Below are 18437 nucleotides of genomic sequence, written 5' to 3'. Positions count from 1 at the left end.
ATGCACCAGATTATCTAATACCTGAGTGTTTTAATCAAGTATAGTAAGCTCGCGTTTATAAGCTTTAATTAAAACAATGCGCGTTTAATCTGTTCTGTGAATCAATATACTATAAATTTAATTTAAATTAATCGGTTGTTAAAAATCTCAAGGACTTCCCTAGACTATTTTGATAAACTTGACGCCTAAAAATGCTACGGGGAAATAAAGCATGTGGCTTGAGCGACTGAGACGTCGATTAGCAAAACCAAAAACATCCGTACAGTTATGCTTATTGGGCGTAAGTGCCGGATTAATTGCTGCATTTTTCATTATACTGTTTCGCCTAACCATTTTATTTTTTCAAAGCTTATTTTTAGAAACCCCTGACGACTTTACTACTCTCCCTACCCTAGAACGGGTATTAATGCCTTTAGTTGCTGCACTTCTGATAGCCACATTTGCGGCTTTTACCGGCTTTAAACATTACCGCTTGGGTATCCCTTTTGTAATACACAGAATAAAACGTCATTACGGGCAAATGCCACTTTATAATACGGTTAACCAGTTTGTAGGCGGCGCGCTGGCACTGATCAGCGGTTTTTCTGTTGGCCGCGAAGGCCCCTCAGTTCATATGGGAGCAGCGGGGGCAAGCATATTAGCAAATAAACTACACTTACCCCACAACGCTATGCGTACCCTCAGTGGTTGTGGTGTTGCCGCGGGCATTGCTGCATCGTTCAACACCCCCCTGGCTGCGGTTATTTTTGTAATGGAAGTGGTGCTCAGAGAATACAAAGTGCATATTTTTGTGCCGATTATGCTTGCAGCCGTTACCGGCGCATTAGCAACACAGTTTGTATTTGGTGAAGGCTCAGAACTTGCGCTAATAACCATTGCCCCTTTAAGTGGGTGGCACTACCCCTATTTAATTTTATGCGGCATGGGATTAGGCGCGGTGGCTTATGCTTTTAATCAGAATTTAATGTTAATTATTAAAACCTTTAAACCACTTAGTATGTTTCCACGTTTAATGATTGCAGGGTGTATTGCCAGCTTAATTGCCTATGCAGTTCCACAAGCAATGGGCTCGGGTATGAGCGCTATCACTATTGCGGTTGAGTCACCTGAAAATATTCAACTACTCACCACTATTTTAATTGCTAAGTTATTAGCCACCTTATTTGCTATTGGCTTAGGTATTCCTGGTGGGTTGATAGGTCCGGTTATTGGGCTGGGCGTTTTAACCGGTACTTTAATGGCATTTTTTGCTCAATTTATTAGCCCCGGCACCGATATAGCCGGCACTTACGGGGTGCTGGGCATGGCAGGATTATTAGCGGCCACACTACACTCCCCCTTAGCGGCACTGACCACCGTAATGGAGCTGACCTCGTCACCGGAAATTATTGTGCCAGCGATGATCGTCATTACTACCGCCTACGTTACAGCTTTACAGGTATTTGGTAACCGCTCCATATTTTTACAGCAATTAGACTTTCAAGGGCTTCCCTATCATGTCTCTCCCGCCACTGAAGCCTTACAGAAAGTAGGAGTGATGGATGACATGGATGAAGACTTTAAACTGCTCTACTCCGACGATAAAGAGCAAATAAAAAACAGTCTAGATGCCATGGACAGTCAAACACCATTAATTGTATTTGATGAAGAAAATGGTTATCGCCTAGCTGAATATGACTTAAGTTTAATGTCTGATCAGGCGGTCAATATAAAATACATTAGCTTACAAGGTATTAGCAGCCAAGCCACCCTTGCAGATGCATTTGAAATTCTGAATGATAAACGCAGTGGTGCACTTTATGTATATAACTTATTAGATAATCAACAAATTATGGGATTACTAAGGTGGGATCAAATCCACCATATTTTAACCATACGTAACAGTTTACTTTAACAATAATGAGAACAATATGAGCGCATTATTAATCTACAAAACCTTGCACGTATTTTTTATGATTGCTTGGTTTGCCGGTATTTTTTACCTACCTCGACTTTTTGTTTATCACGCTATGAGTGAAGAAAAATCGTGTAACTCAATGCTAAAAGTAATGGAACGTCGGCTACTTTATTTTGTTACACCCTTTGCGGTGCTTACCGCAGTATTTGGCGTATTGACTATTGTTGAATACGGCCGAGAATGGTTTCGTTACAGCATGTGGCTGCATTACAAACTCGTGCTGGTGATTATTTTATATATTTATCATGGCTACTGTTTCAAATTGTTAGCTGATTTTAAACACGATAGAAATACCAAAAGCGATCGGTTTTATCGCATTTTCAACGAGCTACCTGTTTTAGCGCTACTCGTTATTGTCGCTTTGGCGATTATTAAGCCAAGCTTTTAGCAAAGGCTTATAAATTACGCTGCCAAGTCGCATACTAAGTTTGTATAATACGCGCGATTGCGTGCTCCTTTGTGGATTATCGCGCCTTTTTGAATAACTAGGAATAACCCCATGTTCAGTTTCCAAGGTGAAAATATACTCTCTGTTAATCAACTCGACCGAGACTGTATTGAACGCATATTTGCTGTGGCAAAAAAAATGGAGCCATACGCTAAAAAACAAAAGCGGACCAACGTGCTTGAAGGCGCTATTTTAGCAAATCTGTTTTTTGAACCCAGTACACGTACTCGTGTTAGTTTTGGCACTGCGTTTAACTTACTCGGTGGACTAGTTCGTGAAACCACCGGCATGCAAAGCTCTGCGCTTGCTAAGGGCGAATCACTTTATGACACCGCACGAGTTATTTCAGCTTATGCTGATGCTGTTGCTATGCGCCATCCTGACTCAGGCTCGGTAGCTGAATTTGCAACAGGTTGCAGCGTACCAGTAATAAACGGTGGTGACGGACCCAATGAGCACCCTACCCAAGCATTGCTTGATTTATTAACTATTGAGCGTGAACTTAACCGCTTCGATCAAAATATCGATGGTATGCATATTGCGCTAGTCGGCGATTTAAAATATGGCCGTACTGTTCACTCACTCTCTAAGTTACTGTGCCATTACAAAGACATTAAGTTTTCGATGGTTGCCCCTAATGGCTTGCAAATGCCTGACTCAATTTTATCTGCGGTTGAAAATGCCGGTCATAAAATTGAACTGGTAGATAAAATGGAAGGTAACTTAGCAGCCGATATCGTTTATCAAACACGAATCCAAGAAGAGCGTTTTCCATCACAAGAAGAAGCTAATAAGTATCGTGGTGGATTTAGAATTAGCCAGTCTATTTATAATACTCATTGCAAACCTAATTCAGTATTAATGCACCCGCTTCCTCGCGATAGTCGCCTAGAGGCAAACGAACTTGATAACGACTTAAATGCTAACGACAATCTAGCGATATTCCGCCAAGTACAAAATGGCGTACTCATTCGTATGGCACTGTTTGCTTTAACCCTCGGCGTAGAAAACAAAGTCGAGCAGTATGAAGTAAGCGTTCCTTGGTTTAGCCGCAAACGCGACAGCTAAGCTTTAATTTTAAAGTGATAAAACAATAGGATTTTTCATGACAATTAGCCAAGACTTATTTAAACGAGCTCAAGACTCTATTCCTGGTGGAGTAAATTCGCCAGTGCGTGCATTTAATGGTGTAGGTGGTACTCCGCTGTTTATTACTAAAGCACAGGGCGCGTTTACATTTGATGCTGATGGCAACCGTTACATCGATTATGTAGGCTCTTGGGGTCCAATGATTATGGGCCACAATCACCCTGAAATTAAACAAGCAGTGCATGACGCGGTAGAAAATGGTTTAAGCTACGGAGCGCCTACTGAAGCTGAAATTTTAATGGCTGAAAAAGTAAAAGAGCTAGTACCATCAATCGAAAAAGTACGCATGGTGAGCTCTGGTACTGAAGCAACAATGAGTGCAATTCGTTTAGCCCGTGGTTTTACTGGTCGTGACAAAATCTTAAAATTTGAAGGGTGTTACCACGGCCATGCAGACTCATTACTAGTAAAAGCCGGCTCTGGCGCATTAACTATGGGTGTACCTAACTCTCCAGGTATTCCTGAAGATTTAGCTAAGCACACACTCACCGTTTCGTTTAACAATATTGAAGAAGTGAAAGCGATTTTTGCCAAGTACGCCGATGAAATTGCGTGTATTATTGTTGAACCAGTTGCCGGTAACATGAACTGTATTCCACCAGTGCCCGGCTTTTTAGAAGGTCTGCGTGAAGTATGTGATCAATACCAATCCGTGCTTATTTTTGATGAAGTAATGACAGGTTTTCGTGTCGCCCTTGGTGGCGCTCAAGCTTATTACAACATCAAGCCAGACCTAACCTGTTTAGGTAAAGTAATTGGTGGTGGCATGCCAGTTGGCGCATTTGGTGGTAAAACAGAAATAATGGATTACATAGCCCCTGTAGGCCCTGTTTATCAAGCGGGTACACTTTCAGGTAACCCAATTGCGATGGCAGCAGGCTTAAAATCACTTGAACTGCTAAGCGCTCCTGGCGTGCATGATAAGTTAGAAGCCATTAGTAAGGCGATTTGTGAAGGCTTTGAAGCCGCAGCTAAAAAAGCAGGTATTGCCTTAACGACTAACTACGCTGGCGGTATGTATGGCTTTTTCTTCACCGATGCAGAAAAAGTAACTACTTACCAACAAGCTACTGAATGTGATTTAGAGCGCTTTAAAAAGTTCTTCCACTTAATGCTTGAAGAAGGGGTTTATTTAGCGCCTTCAGCGTTTGAGGCGGGTTTTGTTTGTGCTGCGCACACAGAGCAAGAAGTTCAAGCAACGATTGAAGCAGCAGAGCGCGCTTTTGCCAAACTATAACGTTTAGCTCATAAGATCGCTTACCCATAAAAAAAGCCCTTTCGGGCTTTTTTGTTTTTACTATTTAACGAATACATTCTGGTCTTGGTTTAAACTCACTGGCTCTAAGCGGTAGCTGAATCACTTTGCCACAGCCCGGTGGTGCTTGCTTCCCAGTTTGCTCGTTTACAAATGCCCACCTAATTGAAGGCGGACGGGTATCGGCAATTGCTTGGGGGTTTAGCGGTTTTAAATAACGAATATAGGTTTCAAGCGCGCCAACACTGCCGGTTAAGCCGGTGCTTTTATTATCGTCACGGCCTATCCATGCAACCGTCACTGTATTTTGATCAAATCCAGCAAACCAGCTGTCGCGTAATTCATTACTGGTACCTGTTTTACCTGCCAACTGAATCGACGGAAAATGTAAGTTTAAGCGCTTAGCGGTGCCATCTTTAGTTACTCGCTTCATAGCATATTTGGTCATGTACATGGCATCTTTATCAAAGCGTTGCTCGTTAATTACTTTGTGCTTATAAAGTACTTTACCAACAGAGTCGGTTAACGCAGAAATAGACGTCAGCTCTCTGTATTCACCGTCTGCTGCAATCGTGGTATAAAGCTGTGCCACTTCAAAGCTCGACATTTCAATAGCCCCTAATAGCAGCGATGGGTATTCATTAATATAGCCTTTAGCTCCTAAGCCCCTGAGCGTGTTAGCCACTTTATCGACGCCTACATCAAGCCCTAAGTTAACTGCCGGTATATTAATACTGTGGCTAAATGCTTTATAAAGAGGCATGGCACCACGGTATTGATGATCAAAGTTTTCTGGCTGCCATACGTTACCCTCCTCGTTGGTGACTTGAACAGGCGAGTCATCAAGTAACGTCGCTAAGTTATAATGAGGAAGCTGCAGTGCACTTAAATACACTGCAGGTTTAACTAATGAGCCAATATTTCGTTTGGTATCGAGCACGCGGTTAAATCCTGAGTAGCGCACATCGCGTCCAGAGACTAACGCTGATACACCGGCTTTTTCAACATTAACGGAGATCATCGCCGCTTCTAACTCTTTGGTATTTGGACGTCTTTCTAAATAAGGTAAACTGGCCTGAATCGACTCTTCCATCGCGGTTTGTTTTTGCAAGTCGAAGTAGGTAAATACGCGCACACCTGCATCTAACACTTCTTGATCAGGTAGCAGCTGTTTAAGCTCGCGATTAACCAACTCTAAGTAACCTGGATAAGACTTTTGCAAGCTGGCTTTCATTGGTGCAATATCAATTGCGCGCTTTAACGAGGCTCTATACTCTTTAGTAGAAATAAGTTTGTTATCGACCATTAAACGCAGCACTAGGTCACGACGCTCCATAGCACGTTCTTTGTAACGTCTAGGATTGTAATAAGATGGGCCTTTAACCATAGCCACCAGCAAGGCAATTTGGTCGTACTCGAGTTCATCAACAGGTTTGGCAAAGTAAAACTCGGCGGCCAGCCCCATTCCATGTACCCCTTGGTTGTATGACTGACCTAAGTACACTTCGTTTAAATAGGCTTCGAGAATCTGATCTTTTGAGTAACGGTAATCAAGAATAAGCGCAATAAAGGCTTCATTAATTTTACGTACTAACGAACGCTCACGGGTAAGGTAAATATTTTTAGCCAGCTGCTGGGTTAATGTACTCCCCCCTTGCACGGTGCGGCCTGCGCGAATATTGGTATACAAAGCGCGTAAAATTGAAAATACCGATACACCGTGATGATCATAAAAATCGCGGTCTTCAACTACTAATAAGGTATTTTTAAGCATGTCAGGAAATTTATCTAATGGTACAAACTCTCTATCTTGTTTTGAGTCATTACCAATACGGGCTATTTGTACAGGCTCTAATCTGGCAGTGTTTAAACGACGTCCAAACTTATCTTTAATACTGGCTACCTTCTCTCCAGAGAAGCGCAATTCAATAACATGAGCGCTCTCTAAACCATCATAAAATTCAAAGTCACGGCGAAAAATCTTAATACTATTGGCTGTTTTAATATACTGCCCAGTCCGACTTAAGCGATTAACTGGCGTGTAGTTTAAGCGCTTAAGCTCCCATAAAACCTCTTGCTCTGATAAAAACTGGCCTGGAAAAAAAGTCATTGAGCGGGCATATACTTGTGCCGGAAGTTGCCATTTATTGCCTTCAAACTGGCGAGTTATTTTTGCATCAAGGTAAATAAAATAAAGTGCAATGGCGATAAAAGTCGCCAGACTCAGTTTCCAAAAAATAGAAAACAACGTTTTAAAAAGTGGCCGTTTTGCGGTGCTTGAAGTTTTTTTGGTCGCACTTTTTCGCGCCGATGATTTCGTTGACTTAGTAGCGCGCTTAGTCGAGGGTTTACTGGTCGATGTTTTCTTTTTTTCAGCCATTTAAGTGTAATATATTCCGAAGGTTAATTTAACGCGAGGAGCTTATCACATTACCTTAGCACCTGAAAAATTAACCTCCCCTGAAATCAAAAAAGCCCTAACAGAGTAGGGCTTTGATTGAACACACAATACTTTTAATTAATTACTTCTAACTGATACAAACTCTGGATAAGCATCAATACCACAATCGTGTTGATCCATACCGTTTAACTCTTCTTCTTCGGTAACACGAATACCCATAGTTTGCTTGAGGATTGCCCATACAATGAATGAAGCAATAAACACAAAACTAATAATACATAGTAGGCCAATCAACTGATTAACAATGCTGGCCTCAGCATTAGTAACCGGTACTAGCACGATACCTAGGATGCCACACACACCATGAACAGAAATAGCACCCACGGGATCATCTATCTTCGCTTTGTCCAGTGCGACAATACTAAGTATCACTAATGAGCCACCTAGTAAGCCAAATAAACACGCCATTAGTGGTGATGGTGATAATGGGTCTGCAGTAATAACCACTAAGCCTGCAAGTGCACCATTAAGTACCATGGTTAAATCGGCTTTGCCCCATAAAAGTTTACATAAGAACAAGGCTGAAATTGCCCCCATAGCTGCAGCAGCATTGGTATTAAGTAATATTTGACCTACCGCAGTTGCGTTTTCTTTATCCGAAATTAATAACTGTGATCCACCGTTAAAGCCAAACCAACCCATCCATAAAATAAACGTACCCAATGTAGCAAGTGGCAAGTTTGAACCTGGAATTGGGTAAATTTCACCATTTTTACCATATTTACCTTTACGTGCACCCAGTAGTATTACACCCGCAAGCGCTGCAGCCGCACCCGTTGCATGGACAATTGCAGAGCCTGCAAAATCAACAAAGCCTAATTCAGATAAGAAGCCGCCACCCCATGTCCAGTAACCTTCAATTGGGTAAATTAATCCTGTAAGTACTACTGTAAACACTAAGAAAGCCCATAACTTCATTCGCTCTGCTACGGCGCCAGATACAATAGACATGGCCGTTGCAACAAACACTACTTGGAAGAAAAAGTCAGACTCTAATGAATGATTAGCATCTGCCGCTTGGCTACCTATTAGCCCACCAAACGAAGGAATAACGCCGCCTTCAACATTATCTACGTACATAATGTTGTAGCCTATCAACAAAAACATAGTACACGCGATAGAATAAAGCGCGATATTTTTAGTTAGAATTTCTGTGGTATTTTTAGAGCGAACTAAACCCGCTTCTAACATTGCAAAACCGGCTGCCATCCACATGACTAAGATGCCAGACATTAAAAAGTAAAACGTATCGAGCGAAAACTTCAGCTCTATAATTGTATTTTCCATGTTGCCCCCTTAAATTGCATCATCATCAAGCTCGCCAGTACGAATACGGACGATTTGGTCTAGGTCGTAAACAAAAATTTTGCCGTCACCAATTTTGCCCGTTCCAGCGACTTTGGTAATGGTTTCTACAACGCGTTGGCAATTTTCACTACGAGTAGCAATTTCAAGTTTAATTTTAGGTATAAAGTCAACCTGATATTCAGCACCACGGTATAACTCAGTATGCCCTCTTTGACGTCCAAATCCCTTAACGTCAACCACTGTCATTCCTTCGATGCCTAAATCAGCGAGTGCTTCACGCACATCATCTAGTTTGAATGGCTTTATTATTGCACTGATCATTTTCACAAAGGCCCCCTTAGGACGCTAGCTTGTTATTGTATTTCCTCTATACAATCCAACCTTTGTGCCATTTTTAAATTAATAATAAAAACATAAACTTAAAAAAATAAATAATATATAAAACAAAAAAGCGCACCATTTAGGTGCGCTTTTTTTATGCAAAATACTGCATTGGTGCGATATCAATGAAATACAAAGAAGGCGTTTAAAAAAAGTCTAACTATTAAACAAAGTTTATTCTTAACAGAGGTGGTTACTCGCTAACTCAACGATTATTATCGGCAGCTAGTCTCAATACTTTTGTTTTTTACTCAAATATCGCTATAACTGCAGTACATAAAATAAAAAGGGTCACTTATGAAATTTAGTCGAAGTCTATTTTTACCCATTGCCGCTATTACGCTCACCCTAAGTAGCGCCTCGTTTGCCGATAATCAACGTCGTATTGATATTGACAGTAAAGTGGTTACCCAGCACAAAGCAAAAATAAATAATGAACGATTTTCTTACACAGTAGCAACTGGCACACAACCGGTATGGGATGACAAGGGAGACGCCATCGCAACCCTTCAATACACTTACTACACGCGCGATAAGGTCGATGATAGAACAAAGCGCCCATTACTTATTTCATTCAATGGTGGCCCAGGCTCAGCGTCAGTTTGGATGCATTTAGCATACACCGGCCCACGCGTTTTAAAAATTGACGACGAAGGCTACCCTATTCAACCTTACGGTGTTAAAGATAACCCTTATTCGGTTTTAGACGTAGCCGACATCGTTTACGTAAACCCTGTAAACACGGGTTATTCGCGTGTCGTTGAAGATAAAGATGGTAACCTTCTACCAAAGGATAAACAAAAAGAGTTATTTTTTGGTGTGAATGCCGATATAAAATACCTAGCAGAATGGCTTAATACTTTTGTATCTCGAAATGAACGCTGGCGCTCTCCAAAATTTTTAATTGGTGAAAGCTATGGTACAACGCGTGTATCAGGCTTAGCGCATGAGCTACAAAATAGTCAGTGGATGTACATTAACGGTGTTGTACTCGTTTCACCTACCGATATTGGCATTAAGCGCGATGGCCCTGTAAAAGCTGCTAATCGCCTACCTTACTTTGCAGCTACAGCGTGGTATCACAAAGCACTAAACGCCGATTTACAAGCAAAAGACTTAGACGAGCTATTACCAGAAGTTGAACAGTTTACTGTTGATGAGCTTATTCCAGCGCTTGCAAAAGGCGGGTTTATTGCCCCAGATGAAAAACGTCGTATTATTAAAAAAATGGCCGAATATGCAGGTCTATCTGAAACATTTGTTAGCCAAAATAACTTAGACATCCCGACACAATTTTTTTGGAAAGAGCTATTACGTGAACGCGGAAAAATGGTTGGTCGTCTGGATTCTCGTTATTTAGGAATTGATAAACGCGATGCCGGTGAATCACCAGATTACTGGGCAGAGCTTACATCGTGGCTGCACTCTTTTACCCCTGCAATTAACTACTACCTGCGTGAAGAGCTTAATTACAAAACCGATATCAAATATAACTTATTTGGTAACGTTCACCCATGGGATAGAAGCGGAAACAATACAGGTGAAAACTTGCGTTTAGCTATGGCTCAAAATCCGTATTTAAATGTGATGGTTCAAGCTGGCTATTTTGATGGCGCAACAAACTACTTTGATGCTAAATACACAATGTGGCAACTAGATCCAAGTGGCAAAATGCAAAATAGATTAAGCTTTAAAGGCTACCGTAGTGGTCATATGATGTACCTACGTCATGCAGATTTAGAAAGCTCTAACAACGATTTACGCGAGTTTATAAAACAGTCTATTCCTAAAGACGGTCAATCCGCTAAATACTAACGATAATGCGCTTATAACAATTAAAAAAGTGACCACTCAGGTCACTTTTTTTGTATATAACTGAGGTCATTAGCTATGCGTGCAACTACCGGTGCGAATGACGGTTGGCTTTGCTGTGTACTGCTTTGTCGTGAGTATTTCAGCTAGATTTATTAGCGTGTTAAAGGTGCTTTTGAGAGCGACTCGGTTATTTAGCCAATTGGGTATACTTCCGCCTGGTAACGCATAAACCTGATAGTCAATATGCAAGTTATTCGCTTGCTGAGTCAGTAACCACGTCGCATCTAATGTGCTTATTCTTACCACCCCTTTAGTTTGAGGTAAAAAATCAGGACGGGCATGAATACTAAGTTGAGTTTGCAACGCGCTGCGTTTTGTATAGCACGAATACGTGACTAAATCTCTATTTGCAACGGGCCAAGGGGAGTCAATAAAGCTGTAAACAAGGTTTTCTGAGGGGCTTAAATATTTCAGTAATTTTACTTTAGCAATATTTTCTATCCAGCGGGGAGCAGCATCGGTATCACTGAGTAAGGCGATTAAATCTTCTGCTGTGGTATTCTTAACCACCGTTTCAGCTTTCATTTTCAAGGTATCATCGCTCAAACGCTGAAAATAAACACTCACCCCCTGTTTACTCTCGTAAAGCTGCCAAGAGGGCTGTGAATACACATTTGTAACAAAACACAAAAGCGATAGAATAATGCACTTTTGCAACAAGTTAAGCGTGCAAAAGTGCTTAGCCATCAAAGCCAATACGGTTCTGTATCAAATGAAGCGTGTCGACTTTGCTCCATGGCACTGACTAAAAAGTCAGACTTTTGTTCCAACCATAGTTGTATTTTTGCTAGTTGAGCATCTTCTTGCCCGCCACACAGCTGTTTTAAATAATCAAGCGTGCTTAGCTCATACATGCCATGAGAAATATCGAGCCAAGGAAGCCTAAATTCTAATCGTTCATCTTTATTAAATAGTGCACCTAAACAGTTACCACTGAGTAAGCTATTTTCTAACTGAGTACGAAAATTTAAATAATCATTGCCCGCTAAACTTTGCTCTTTAGGCAATAAGCGGTGTAAATTTTTCCAATCTTTATCAAATAAACGATGAGCAATATCAATAACGGGCTGCTCAGCGTTTTGTAGCTCTGCTTGGCTCCAGTCTTTACGCCACTGCTTATTTATCAGCCATGTTGTTAAGCTCAGCAATAAACGGTTGTAGCGCGCACTATGAAAAAGCGCAAAAATATCATCAATACTCGGTTGTAACTCTTTTAAATCGTTAATAACTTGAGCTAAGGCGGGCGCACTGTTTATTTTTTTATAAAAAGCATGGCGCTTAGAAGTGTAAGTTTTTAACTGAATGGCATTTTCAACCCATGCTAATTCACTCAATAACCACTTTAGCTCCGTTCTGAGGTGCTCGGTGCTGTCTTTACTGACAATATCATCAAATAACCAAAAGTTATGACGAATTAAACTAATACCGTCGGTCACACGTTTTAATGTTTTTAAACTTGGCTTATCAAAATAGCATTGCTCATGTTTTTGCACAAAGCGAATACCAAAGCCCATGGCTTCAATAAGTGCTTGCTCTTGAGTGGCTTGCTTAGTAAGTTTAACAAAACCGATAGATTTACTCGGTTGTAACGGTGTGTTATCCGCTAGGCGGTAGCCTCTTGCTGCTTTTGAATAAAGCCCCAAGCGCACACTGTTTTGGCTTATTAATTTATCTGCTAAAGCAAATAGCTCATCCCGGCTACCTTCGACGAGCTCTATTTCAAGCTCGCTAATAATCTCCACTTTACCCGAGGCGGCCACTTCACCTTTATCTAATACCACTTCAATTTTGGCACCATTTTGCGTTTCAATTAACCACGTACGGCGGATAAAATTAGTACTAAATATAGGGTAGAGGTTTTGTGATATAACATCAATTTGCATGCCGTGTGGCCAAATTGATGAATCAAACGCCATTAAATTAGGTCGATGTGTTTCTATGGGAAGGTTATATTCTAGACGTTGATGTAATCCACCCACCACGTCTCCTGCAAGCTTAATTGTTTGCTCACAGCGCTCGTCTGTACAACGCGTTCTAAAACCAATATCGAGTGCTCTCAGCTCTCTGCTTGGCGTATCAAAATAAGCATTTTGCAAACTTTTAGAAGGCTTGTTTGTGACTGTTTTTGCAAATTGAGTAATTAACGAGGGGATCAGTGGAATGACGTCATCTGATACCAAAAACTTCAGTTCTATCTCAGTATCCATTAGGCTTGCGGATTACCCTTAAAATTAATAAGTGCTCAAAATAAACAAAGCAGACCTATATTGCAAATTTTTTAGTCATAAACACGCAAGCAAAATGCTTTGGTTACAATATCTATCTTGCTATTAAACTATTAAATCCATACTATCTATATACTTATGCGAAATAAAAATCACGTTCACAACGGACACTGCTAGATTAACAAGGTAGATAAATGCTAAAACACTGTTTACTATGGCTGCTTTTAACAGCCGCCCCGTTTATGAGCCAAGCAGAGGAAGCTCAATCAACGCCGCCTACTAATGCTAAAACAGCTTATATAATCGATAACTTGTATACTTTTATGCGTTCAGGCGCCAGTAAAGACTATCGCTTACTCGGTTCTATTGATGCAGGCACGCAACTGACTTTATTATCTGATGAACAAAACGGTTTTATAAAAGTTAAAGATGATAAAGACCGTGAAGGCTGGGTAGAGGCTAAATTCATCAGCGAATCAGCTGGTTTAAAGCAGCAGTATCAAGCGCTTAACAGCGAAATTAGCGCTATGCAAAATAAATTACGCCAAGCGCAAGTAGAATTACCTGAACTACAAGAACAAAACTCACAGCTAACCGAACAAAATGCTCAGCTGTTAGCACAAATAAGTCAATTACAAGACTCGCTTGCTCAAGAACAACAATTAAAGCAAGCAACCAGTGCTAAAGAAAAGCGTCAGCTACTCACTTATGGTGGTGCTATTGCATTTTTAGGTTTGTTCTTAGGAATTATTTTAACTATTGTGTTATCGCGCAGAAAACGCTATGAAGGTTGGGCGTAAGCGCCACCTATATTGCAGGCATAAAAAAAGCATCAAAAAGATGCTTTTTTTATGCCTGCAATTTTTTATACCTGCAATAATGTACTCAAAGGTTACATATCTAAACGCAGTCCAGGATCCTGTTTGATTTTTTCTATTACCATGTAAGTGTGGTGTGTACCCACTCCCGGAATATCAACCAAATCACCTAATACTTCTCTGTATTCATCCATATTAGAGACGCGAATTTTTAATAAATAGTCGTAACCACCCGCTACCATGTCACATTCAACAACCTGCTTAATTTTAAGAATGTATTCGCGAAACACTTTAAATACCGCTGTATTTGAGGTGACTAACGATACCTGCACATGCGCCACTAAGCTTTGATTGAGCTTTTCCTCGCTTAACTTTGCAAAATATCCCTCAATGTAGCCTTCTTGCTCCAGACGTTTAACTCTATCTAAACAAGGACTAGGACTTAAATTCACTTGTTTTGCGAGGTTAACATTTGAAATTCTACCATTGCGCTGCAAAACGTCTAAAATTGATATATCGATACGATCAAGCAGGCGTAATCTATTCGGATTAGTCATATCAGTATTTTATATGGATAAGTTAATAATATGCCCTGTAAATTATCGTAAAACGACAAAATTAACCAGCATATTCTGCTGGATTTTAATTAGAATGCACGCTTTACACCAACAACATTTAGCGGTAATTAACAATTACCCTAAGTCTTAACACTCCTGAGGGTTGCTTATGTTATTCAATGGCGATTTAACAACGACTTGTCCGATCAGACAAAAGATCCGTGACTTCTACCGTATAGATGAAAATGCGGTTATTGATCACATTTTACCACTTGCAGAAGTCGGTGTTAAAGCACGAAGCCGTGCATGGGAAAGAGCTCGCCAAATAGTTTTAAACATTCGTAAAGACCAAGACGGTCAAAGCGGTGTTGATGCGCTATTAAATGAATTTTCACTATCGAGTGAAGAAGGTGTGGTATTAATGTGTTTAGCCGAAGCGCTGCTTCGTGTTCCTGATAAAGCAACTCAAGAAACATTAATACGTGATAAATTAGCAAACGGCGATTGGAGCTCTCACTTAGGTAGTAGTGACTCTTTATTCGTTAATGCCTCGTCTTGGGGATTATTAGTAACCGGTAAAATGGTTAACTATAACGACAAGACTAAAGAGCAACAGTTTGGCATACTCAAAAAAACCATTGGTCGTTTAGGCGAGCCAGTTATACGTAAGTCTGTTAACTTTGCTATGAAGATAATGGGCAAACAGTTCGTAATGGGTCGTACCATTAACGAAGCGATTGAGCGTGCTGCTGAAAAAGAGCAAAAAGGCTATGTATATTCTTACGATATGCTAGGCGAAGGTGCTCGCACAATGAAAGACGCCAAGCGTTACTTTGATAGCTACATGAATGCGATTCATGCTATCGGTAAAGCCGCAAATGGCCGTGGTCCAATAAAAAGCCCAGGTATTTCTGTAAAGTTATCGGCTATTCACCCTCGATATGAGTTCACTCATAGAGAGCGTGTAATGGAAGAAATCGTTCCAAAACTAAAAGAACTAGCCCTTGCCGCTAAAAAATACGATATCGGCTTTACTGTTGATGCTGAAGAAGCTGACCGTTTAGATATTTCTCTTGATGTTATTGAGGCAGTATTTAGCGATGACGATTTAGGCGATTGGCAAGGTTTTGGTTTAGCGGTTCAGGCTTATCAAAAACGCGCTATTTTTGTTATTGAATGGCTAACCGACCTAGCAACTCGTGTAGGTCGAAAAATGATGGTGCGTTTAGTAAAAGGCGCATACTGGGATACAGAAATCAAAACCACACAACAAGATGGTTTAGATTATTTCCCGGTGTTTACCCGTAAAGCAACCACGGATGTATCATATAAAGCGTGTGCGATTAAAATGCTTGAAGCACGTGATGTACTTTACCCGCAATTTGCAACACACAACGCCTACACCGCAGCGACTATTTTAGAAGTAGCCAAAGGTGATAACCAAGGTTTTGAATTCCAACGTCTTCACGGTATGGGTGAATCTTTATTTGACCAAATCGTTGATGAAGAAAAAATTCAGTGCCGCGTATACGCACCGGTCGGCCAACACGAAGACCTACTTGCTTACCTTGTGCGTCGTTTACTAGAAAACGGCGCTAACTCGTCATTTGTAAATGCCATTGTAGATACCACACAACCGGTTGAAGCATTATTGCCAGATCCTGTTGAAACACTGCAAGGTTTACGTAATAAATACAACACACAGATAAAAATGCCAATTGATTTATACGGTGAAGAACGTGCCAATTCAAAAGGTATGGACTTAACTGATATTAACGTGATCACCCCGTTTAAAGAAAATTTAGACACTTGGTTTGAAGAGCACTTAATTGATGAAAGTCAAGTACCAGAGGGCGCGCTGGCAGTTAAAAACCCTGCAAACCATAAAGAAATTATTGGCCATATAAAATTACAAAATAGCGATGAAATGAAAGTGTTGCTAGCCAACGCTGAAACCGCATTTGAATCATGGTCACAAACACCGGTAAAAGAGCGCGCCAATTTGTTGCGTCGCGTTGCTGATATTTTAGAGCGCCATCACGATGAGCTTGTTGCTATCTGTATTAAAGAAGCAGGTAAAGTAGCACAAGATGGTATTGATGAAGTACGTGAAGCCGTTGATTTTTGTCGTTACTACGCAGCCCGTGCAGAAGAGCTTGCGCAAGATGAGCGCTTTGAAGCCCGTGGTGTTATTTTATGTATTAGCCCATGGAACTTCCCGCTCGCTATTTTCTTGGGTCAAGTTGCAGCGGCCATTGTTACCGGTAACACGGTTATTGCAAAACCAGCAGAGCAAACCAGCTTAATCGCACTTCGTGCCATTGAATTAATGCTATCAGTTGGTTTACCTGAGCACGTTGTACAACCTGTCATTGCTCGCGGTAGCGAAGTAGGTAAAACCATTGTTCCTGATGAGCGTATTCAAGCTGTTATGTTTACAGGTTCAACTGAAACGGGCACGCTTATCTCGCAAACATTAGCAGCACGTAACGATATTCAGGTGCCTTTAATTGCAGAGACTGGCGGCCAAAACTGTATGATTGTTGACTCAACAGCGCTTCCTGAGCAAGTTGTTGATGATGTTATCAGTTCTGGTTTCCAAAGTGCAGGTCAACGTTGTTCAGCATTACGCGTACTCTTTATTCAAGAAGACGTAGCTGATGGCATTATCGATATGCTTAAAGGCGCACTTGCTGAGTTGCATATTGGCGACCCATCATTACTCTCTACAGACGTAGGCCCAGTAATAGATGAAAAAGCGCTTAAAACACTCAACGACCATGTTGAATACCTAAAGGGTAATGCAACACTTCACTATGAGTGTAAAATCCCTGATAACAGCGAAAATGGCGCATTTTTCTTTGCACCACGTTTATACGAAATTAAAGACTTATCGGTATTGAAACGTGAAGTATTTGGCCCGTGTGTGCATGTTATCCGCTTTAAATCGAGTGAGCTTGATAGTGTTGTCGACCAAATCAACAACACGGGTTACGGCTTAACAATGGGTATTCATTCTCGCATTGAAGAACGTTGTGAACATTTAGCGAAAATGTCGCGTGCAGGTAACGTATACATCAACCGTAATATGATTGGTGCCATTGTTGGCGTGCAACCGTTTGGTGGCCGTGGACTCTCTGGTACTGGCCCTAAAGCCGGTGGACCAAACTACCTACAACGCCTAATAAAAGAAAAAGCATCACCAGATAACGTACAAATGACTAACCTAACGCCAGATGAGCTTGATTTACACCACTACAGTGGCGCAAATGAGCAAGTAGAAAAGCTGATGGTTAACTCTATGCGCGATGAAAAAATCTGGCGTGCAACGCCACTGAATGATCGTGTTTCTGCGGTACGTCAGTTATTAGCGAAAGTAGCGACGGTTGAAATTATTGACGACCTCGCGGACGATTTAGCGTTAACACTTGCCGATGCACGTGCTCAGTTAAACCGCTTAGAAAAGCACATGCGTAAATATACAACATTGCCAGGGCCAACAGGTGAGTCGAATACACTTCACCTTGAAGCTCGTGGTTGTGTGGTTTGTTACGCAGATAAAAGCACCTCATTTAACTTTTGGGCACTGTCTATTATTACCGCACTAGCGGCTGGTAATACGGTAATTACTGTTGCATCTGAAATATTTTACGACGAAGCGGTTGCCTTTCGAGATAAGTTTATTGCAACCGGCGTTGCTGAAGGTGTTTTCCAAGTAGCTAAACCAAACCAGTTACAAGCTATATTGGCACACCCTCACCTAGCGGGTGCGGTAGTTGCTGCACGTTCTTCTCGCTTAGGCTACTTCAGCCAACAGCTTGCACAACGTAAAGGCGCAATACTGCCAGTGATCAGCTCAGAGTATTACGACACGCTAATTAAGCGCCTTATTACTGAAAAAACAATCAGTATCGATACAACGGCATCAGGCGGTAACACCTCGTTGATGACGCTTGTTGAAGATGATGAATAGAAAATAGTCATCATTTAATTAAAAAGGCAT

At 41.1% G+C, this 18437-nt stretch carries 13 protein-coding genes; 7 read left to right on the top strand and 6 right to left on the bottom strand.

Annotation, left to right across the window (positions count from 1 at the left end; all coding sequences use genetic code 11):
- The first annotated feature begins 211 nt into the window (after window positions 1-211).
- The 4 genes from PSM_RS04135 to hemL all read left to right on the top strand — a co-directional run bounded on the left by PSM_RS04135 (window position 212) and on the right by hemL (window position 4791).
- Window positions 212-1894 (top strand): chloride channel protein, encoded by a 1683-nt coding sequence (locus PSM_RS04135; RefSeq protein WP_013464337.1) that lies wholly within the window; start codon window positions 212-214, stop codon window positions 1892-1894.
- 16 nt (window positions 1895-1910) lie between these two features.
- Window positions 1911-2345: a CopD family protein gene (locus PSM_RS04130; protein WP_010391077.1), complete on the top strand. Its 435-nt coding sequence runs from the start codon at window positions 1911-1913 to the stop codon at window positions 2343-2345.
- Between the two features lie 111 nt (window positions 2346-2456).
- On the top strand, window positions 2457-3473 hold the full coding sequence (locus PSM_RS04125; protein WP_013464336.1) for an aspartate carbamoyltransferase: 1017 nt from the start codon (window positions 2457-2459) through the stop codon (window positions 3471-3473).
- Window positions 3474-3510: 37 nt separating this feature from the next.
- A complete protein-coding gene (gene hemL / locus PSM_RS04120) occupies window positions 3511-4791 on the top strand; it encodes a glutamate-1-semialdehyde 2,1-aminomutase (protein WP_013464335.1) in 1281 nt (426 codons plus the stop codon).
- Between the two features lie 64 nt (window positions 4792-4855).
- Here hemL and mrcB read toward each other — a convergent pair whose 3' ends face one another.
- The 3 genes from mrcB to PSM_RS04105 form a co-directional block, all read right to left on the bottom strand.
- Window positions 4856-7189 carry a penicillin-binding protein 1B gene (mrcB, locus tag PSM_RS04115; protein ID WP_013464334.1) on the bottom strand — a complete coding sequence of 778 codons (2334 nt, stop codon included), beginning with the start codon at window positions 7187-7189 and terminating at the stop codon, window positions 4856-4858.
- 138 nt (window positions 7190-7327) lie between these two features.
- Complete coding sequence (locus tag PSM_RS04110) at window positions 7328-8557, bottom strand: ammonium transporter (protein ID WP_013464333.1); 1230 nt, start codon at window positions 8555-8557, stop codon at window positions 7328-7330.
- 9 nt (window positions 8558-8566) lie between these two features.
- A complete protein-coding gene (locus PSM_RS04105) occupies window positions 8567-8905 on the bottom strand; it encodes a P-II family nitrogen regulator (RefSeq protein ID WP_010391070.1) in 339 nt (112 codons plus the stop codon).
- A gap of 351 nt (window positions 8906-9256) precedes the next feature.
- Between PSM_RS04105 and PSM_RS04100 the strand changes: the two genes are divergently transcribed.
- On the top strand, window positions 9257-10774 hold the full coding sequence (locus PSM_RS04100; RefSeq protein WP_013464332.1) for a S10 family peptidase: 1518 nt from the start codon (window positions 9257-9259) through the stop codon (window positions 10772-10774).
- Between the two features lie 69 nt (window positions 10775-10843).
- Here the strand turns inward: PSM_RS04100 and PSM_RS04095 are convergent, their stop codons facing one another.
- Together PSM_RS04095 and PSM_RS04090 are read right to left on the bottom strand one after the other, a co-directional pair.
- Complete coding sequence (locus PSM_RS04095; protein ID WP_013464331.1) at window positions 10844-11521, bottom strand: START domain-containing protein; 678 nt, start codon at window positions 11519-11521, stop codon at window positions 10844-10846.
- Window positions 11521-13041: a CYTH and CHAD domain-containing protein gene (locus PSM_RS04090; RefSeq protein WP_016899360.1), complete on the bottom strand. Its 1521-nt coding sequence runs from the start codon at window positions 13039-13041 to the stop codon at window positions 11521-11523. The genes PSM_RS04095 and PSM_RS04090 overlap by 1 nt, the downstream gene beginning before the upstream one ends.
- A gap of 212 nt (window positions 13042-13253) precedes the next feature.
- Here PSM_RS04090 and PSM_RS04085 point away from each other — a divergent pair, with 212 nt between their 5' ends.
- Window positions 13254-13859 (top strand): TIGR04211 family SH3 domain-containing protein, encoded by a 606-nt coding sequence (locus PSM_RS04085; protein WP_013464329.1) that lies wholly within the window; start codon window positions 13254-13256, stop codon window positions 13857-13859.
- A gap of 92 nt (window positions 13860-13951) precedes the next feature.
- Here PSM_RS04085 and PSM_RS04080 read toward each other — a convergent pair whose 3' ends face one another.
- Window positions 13952-14434 carry a winged helix-turn-helix transcriptional regulator gene (locus tag PSM_RS04080; protein WP_013464328.1) on the bottom strand — a complete coding sequence of 161 codons (483 nt, stop codon included), beginning with the start codon at window positions 14432-14434 and terminating at the stop codon, window positions 13952-13954.
- A gap of 169 nt (window positions 14435-14603) precedes the next feature.
- On the opposite strand from PSM_RS04080, the gene putA reads away from it, so the two are divergent.
- Window positions 14604-18407, top strand: coding sequence for a bifunctional proline dehydrogenase/L-glutamate gamma-semialdehyde dehydrogenase PutA (gene putA, locus PSM_RS04075; protein ID WP_013464326.1), 3804 nt, complete (start codon window positions 14604-14606; stop codon window positions 18405-18407).
- Window positions 18408-18437: the final 30 nt, after the last annotated feature.

The organism is Pseudoalteromonas sp. SM9913 (genome assembly GCF_000184065.1).
In the GTDB taxonomy this organism is placed as follows: Bacteria; Pseudomonadota; Gammaproteobacteria; order Enterobacterales; family Alteromonadaceae; genus Pseudoalteromonas; species Pseudoalteromonas tetraodonis.
Note: the sequence above shows the minus strand (reverse complement) of the source record. Positions and strands in the feature narration are given on the sequence as shown.

Bases quoted from the DNA above. Each gene is read 5' to 3' on its own strand.
- PSM_RS04135 (WP_013464337.1), top strand. From the start codon at position 212: ATGTGGCTTGAGCGACTGAGACGTCGATTAGCAAAACCAAAAACATCC.
- PSM_RS04130 (WP_010391077.1), top strand. From the start codon at position 1,911: ATGAGCGCATTATTAATCTACAAAACCTTGCACGTATTTTTTATGATT.
- PSM_RS04125 (WP_013464336.1), top strand. From the start codon at position 2,457: ATGTTCAGTTTCCAAGGTGAAAATATACTCTCTGTTAATCAACTCGAC.
- hemL (WP_013464335.1), top strand. From the start codon at position 3,511: ATGACAATTAGCCAAGACTTATTTAAACGAGCTCAAGACTCTATTCCT.
- mrcB (WP_013464334.1), bottom strand. From the start codon at position 7,189: ATGGCTGAAAAAAAGAAAACATCGACCAGTAAACCCTCGACTAAGCGC.
- PSM_RS04110 (WP_013464333.1), bottom strand. From the start codon at position 8,557: ATGGAAAATACAATTATAGAGCTGAAGTTTTCGCTCGATACGTTTTAC.
- PSM_RS04100 (WP_013464332.1), top strand. From the start codon at position 9,257: ATGAAATTTAGTCGAAGTCTATTTTTACCCATTGCCGCTATTACGCTC.
- PSM_RS04095 (WP_013464331.1), bottom strand. From the start codon at position 11,521: ATGGCTAAGCACTTTTGCACGCTTAACTTGTTGCAAAAGTGCATTATT.
- PSM_RS04090 (WP_016899360.1), bottom strand. From the start codon at position 13,041: ATGGATACTGAGATAGAACTGAAGTTTTTGGTATCAGATGACGTCATT.
- PSM_RS04085 (WP_013464329.1), top strand. From the start codon at position 13,254: ATGCTAAAACACTGTTTACTATGGCTGCTTTTAACAGCCGCCCCGTTT.
- PSM_RS04080 (WP_013464328.1), bottom strand. From the start codon at position 14,434: ATGACTAATCCGAATAGATTACGCCTGCTTGATCGTATCGATATATCA.
- putA (WP_013464326.1), top strand. From the start codon at position 14,604: ATGTTATTCAATGGCGATTTAACAACGACTTGTCCGATCAGACAAAAG.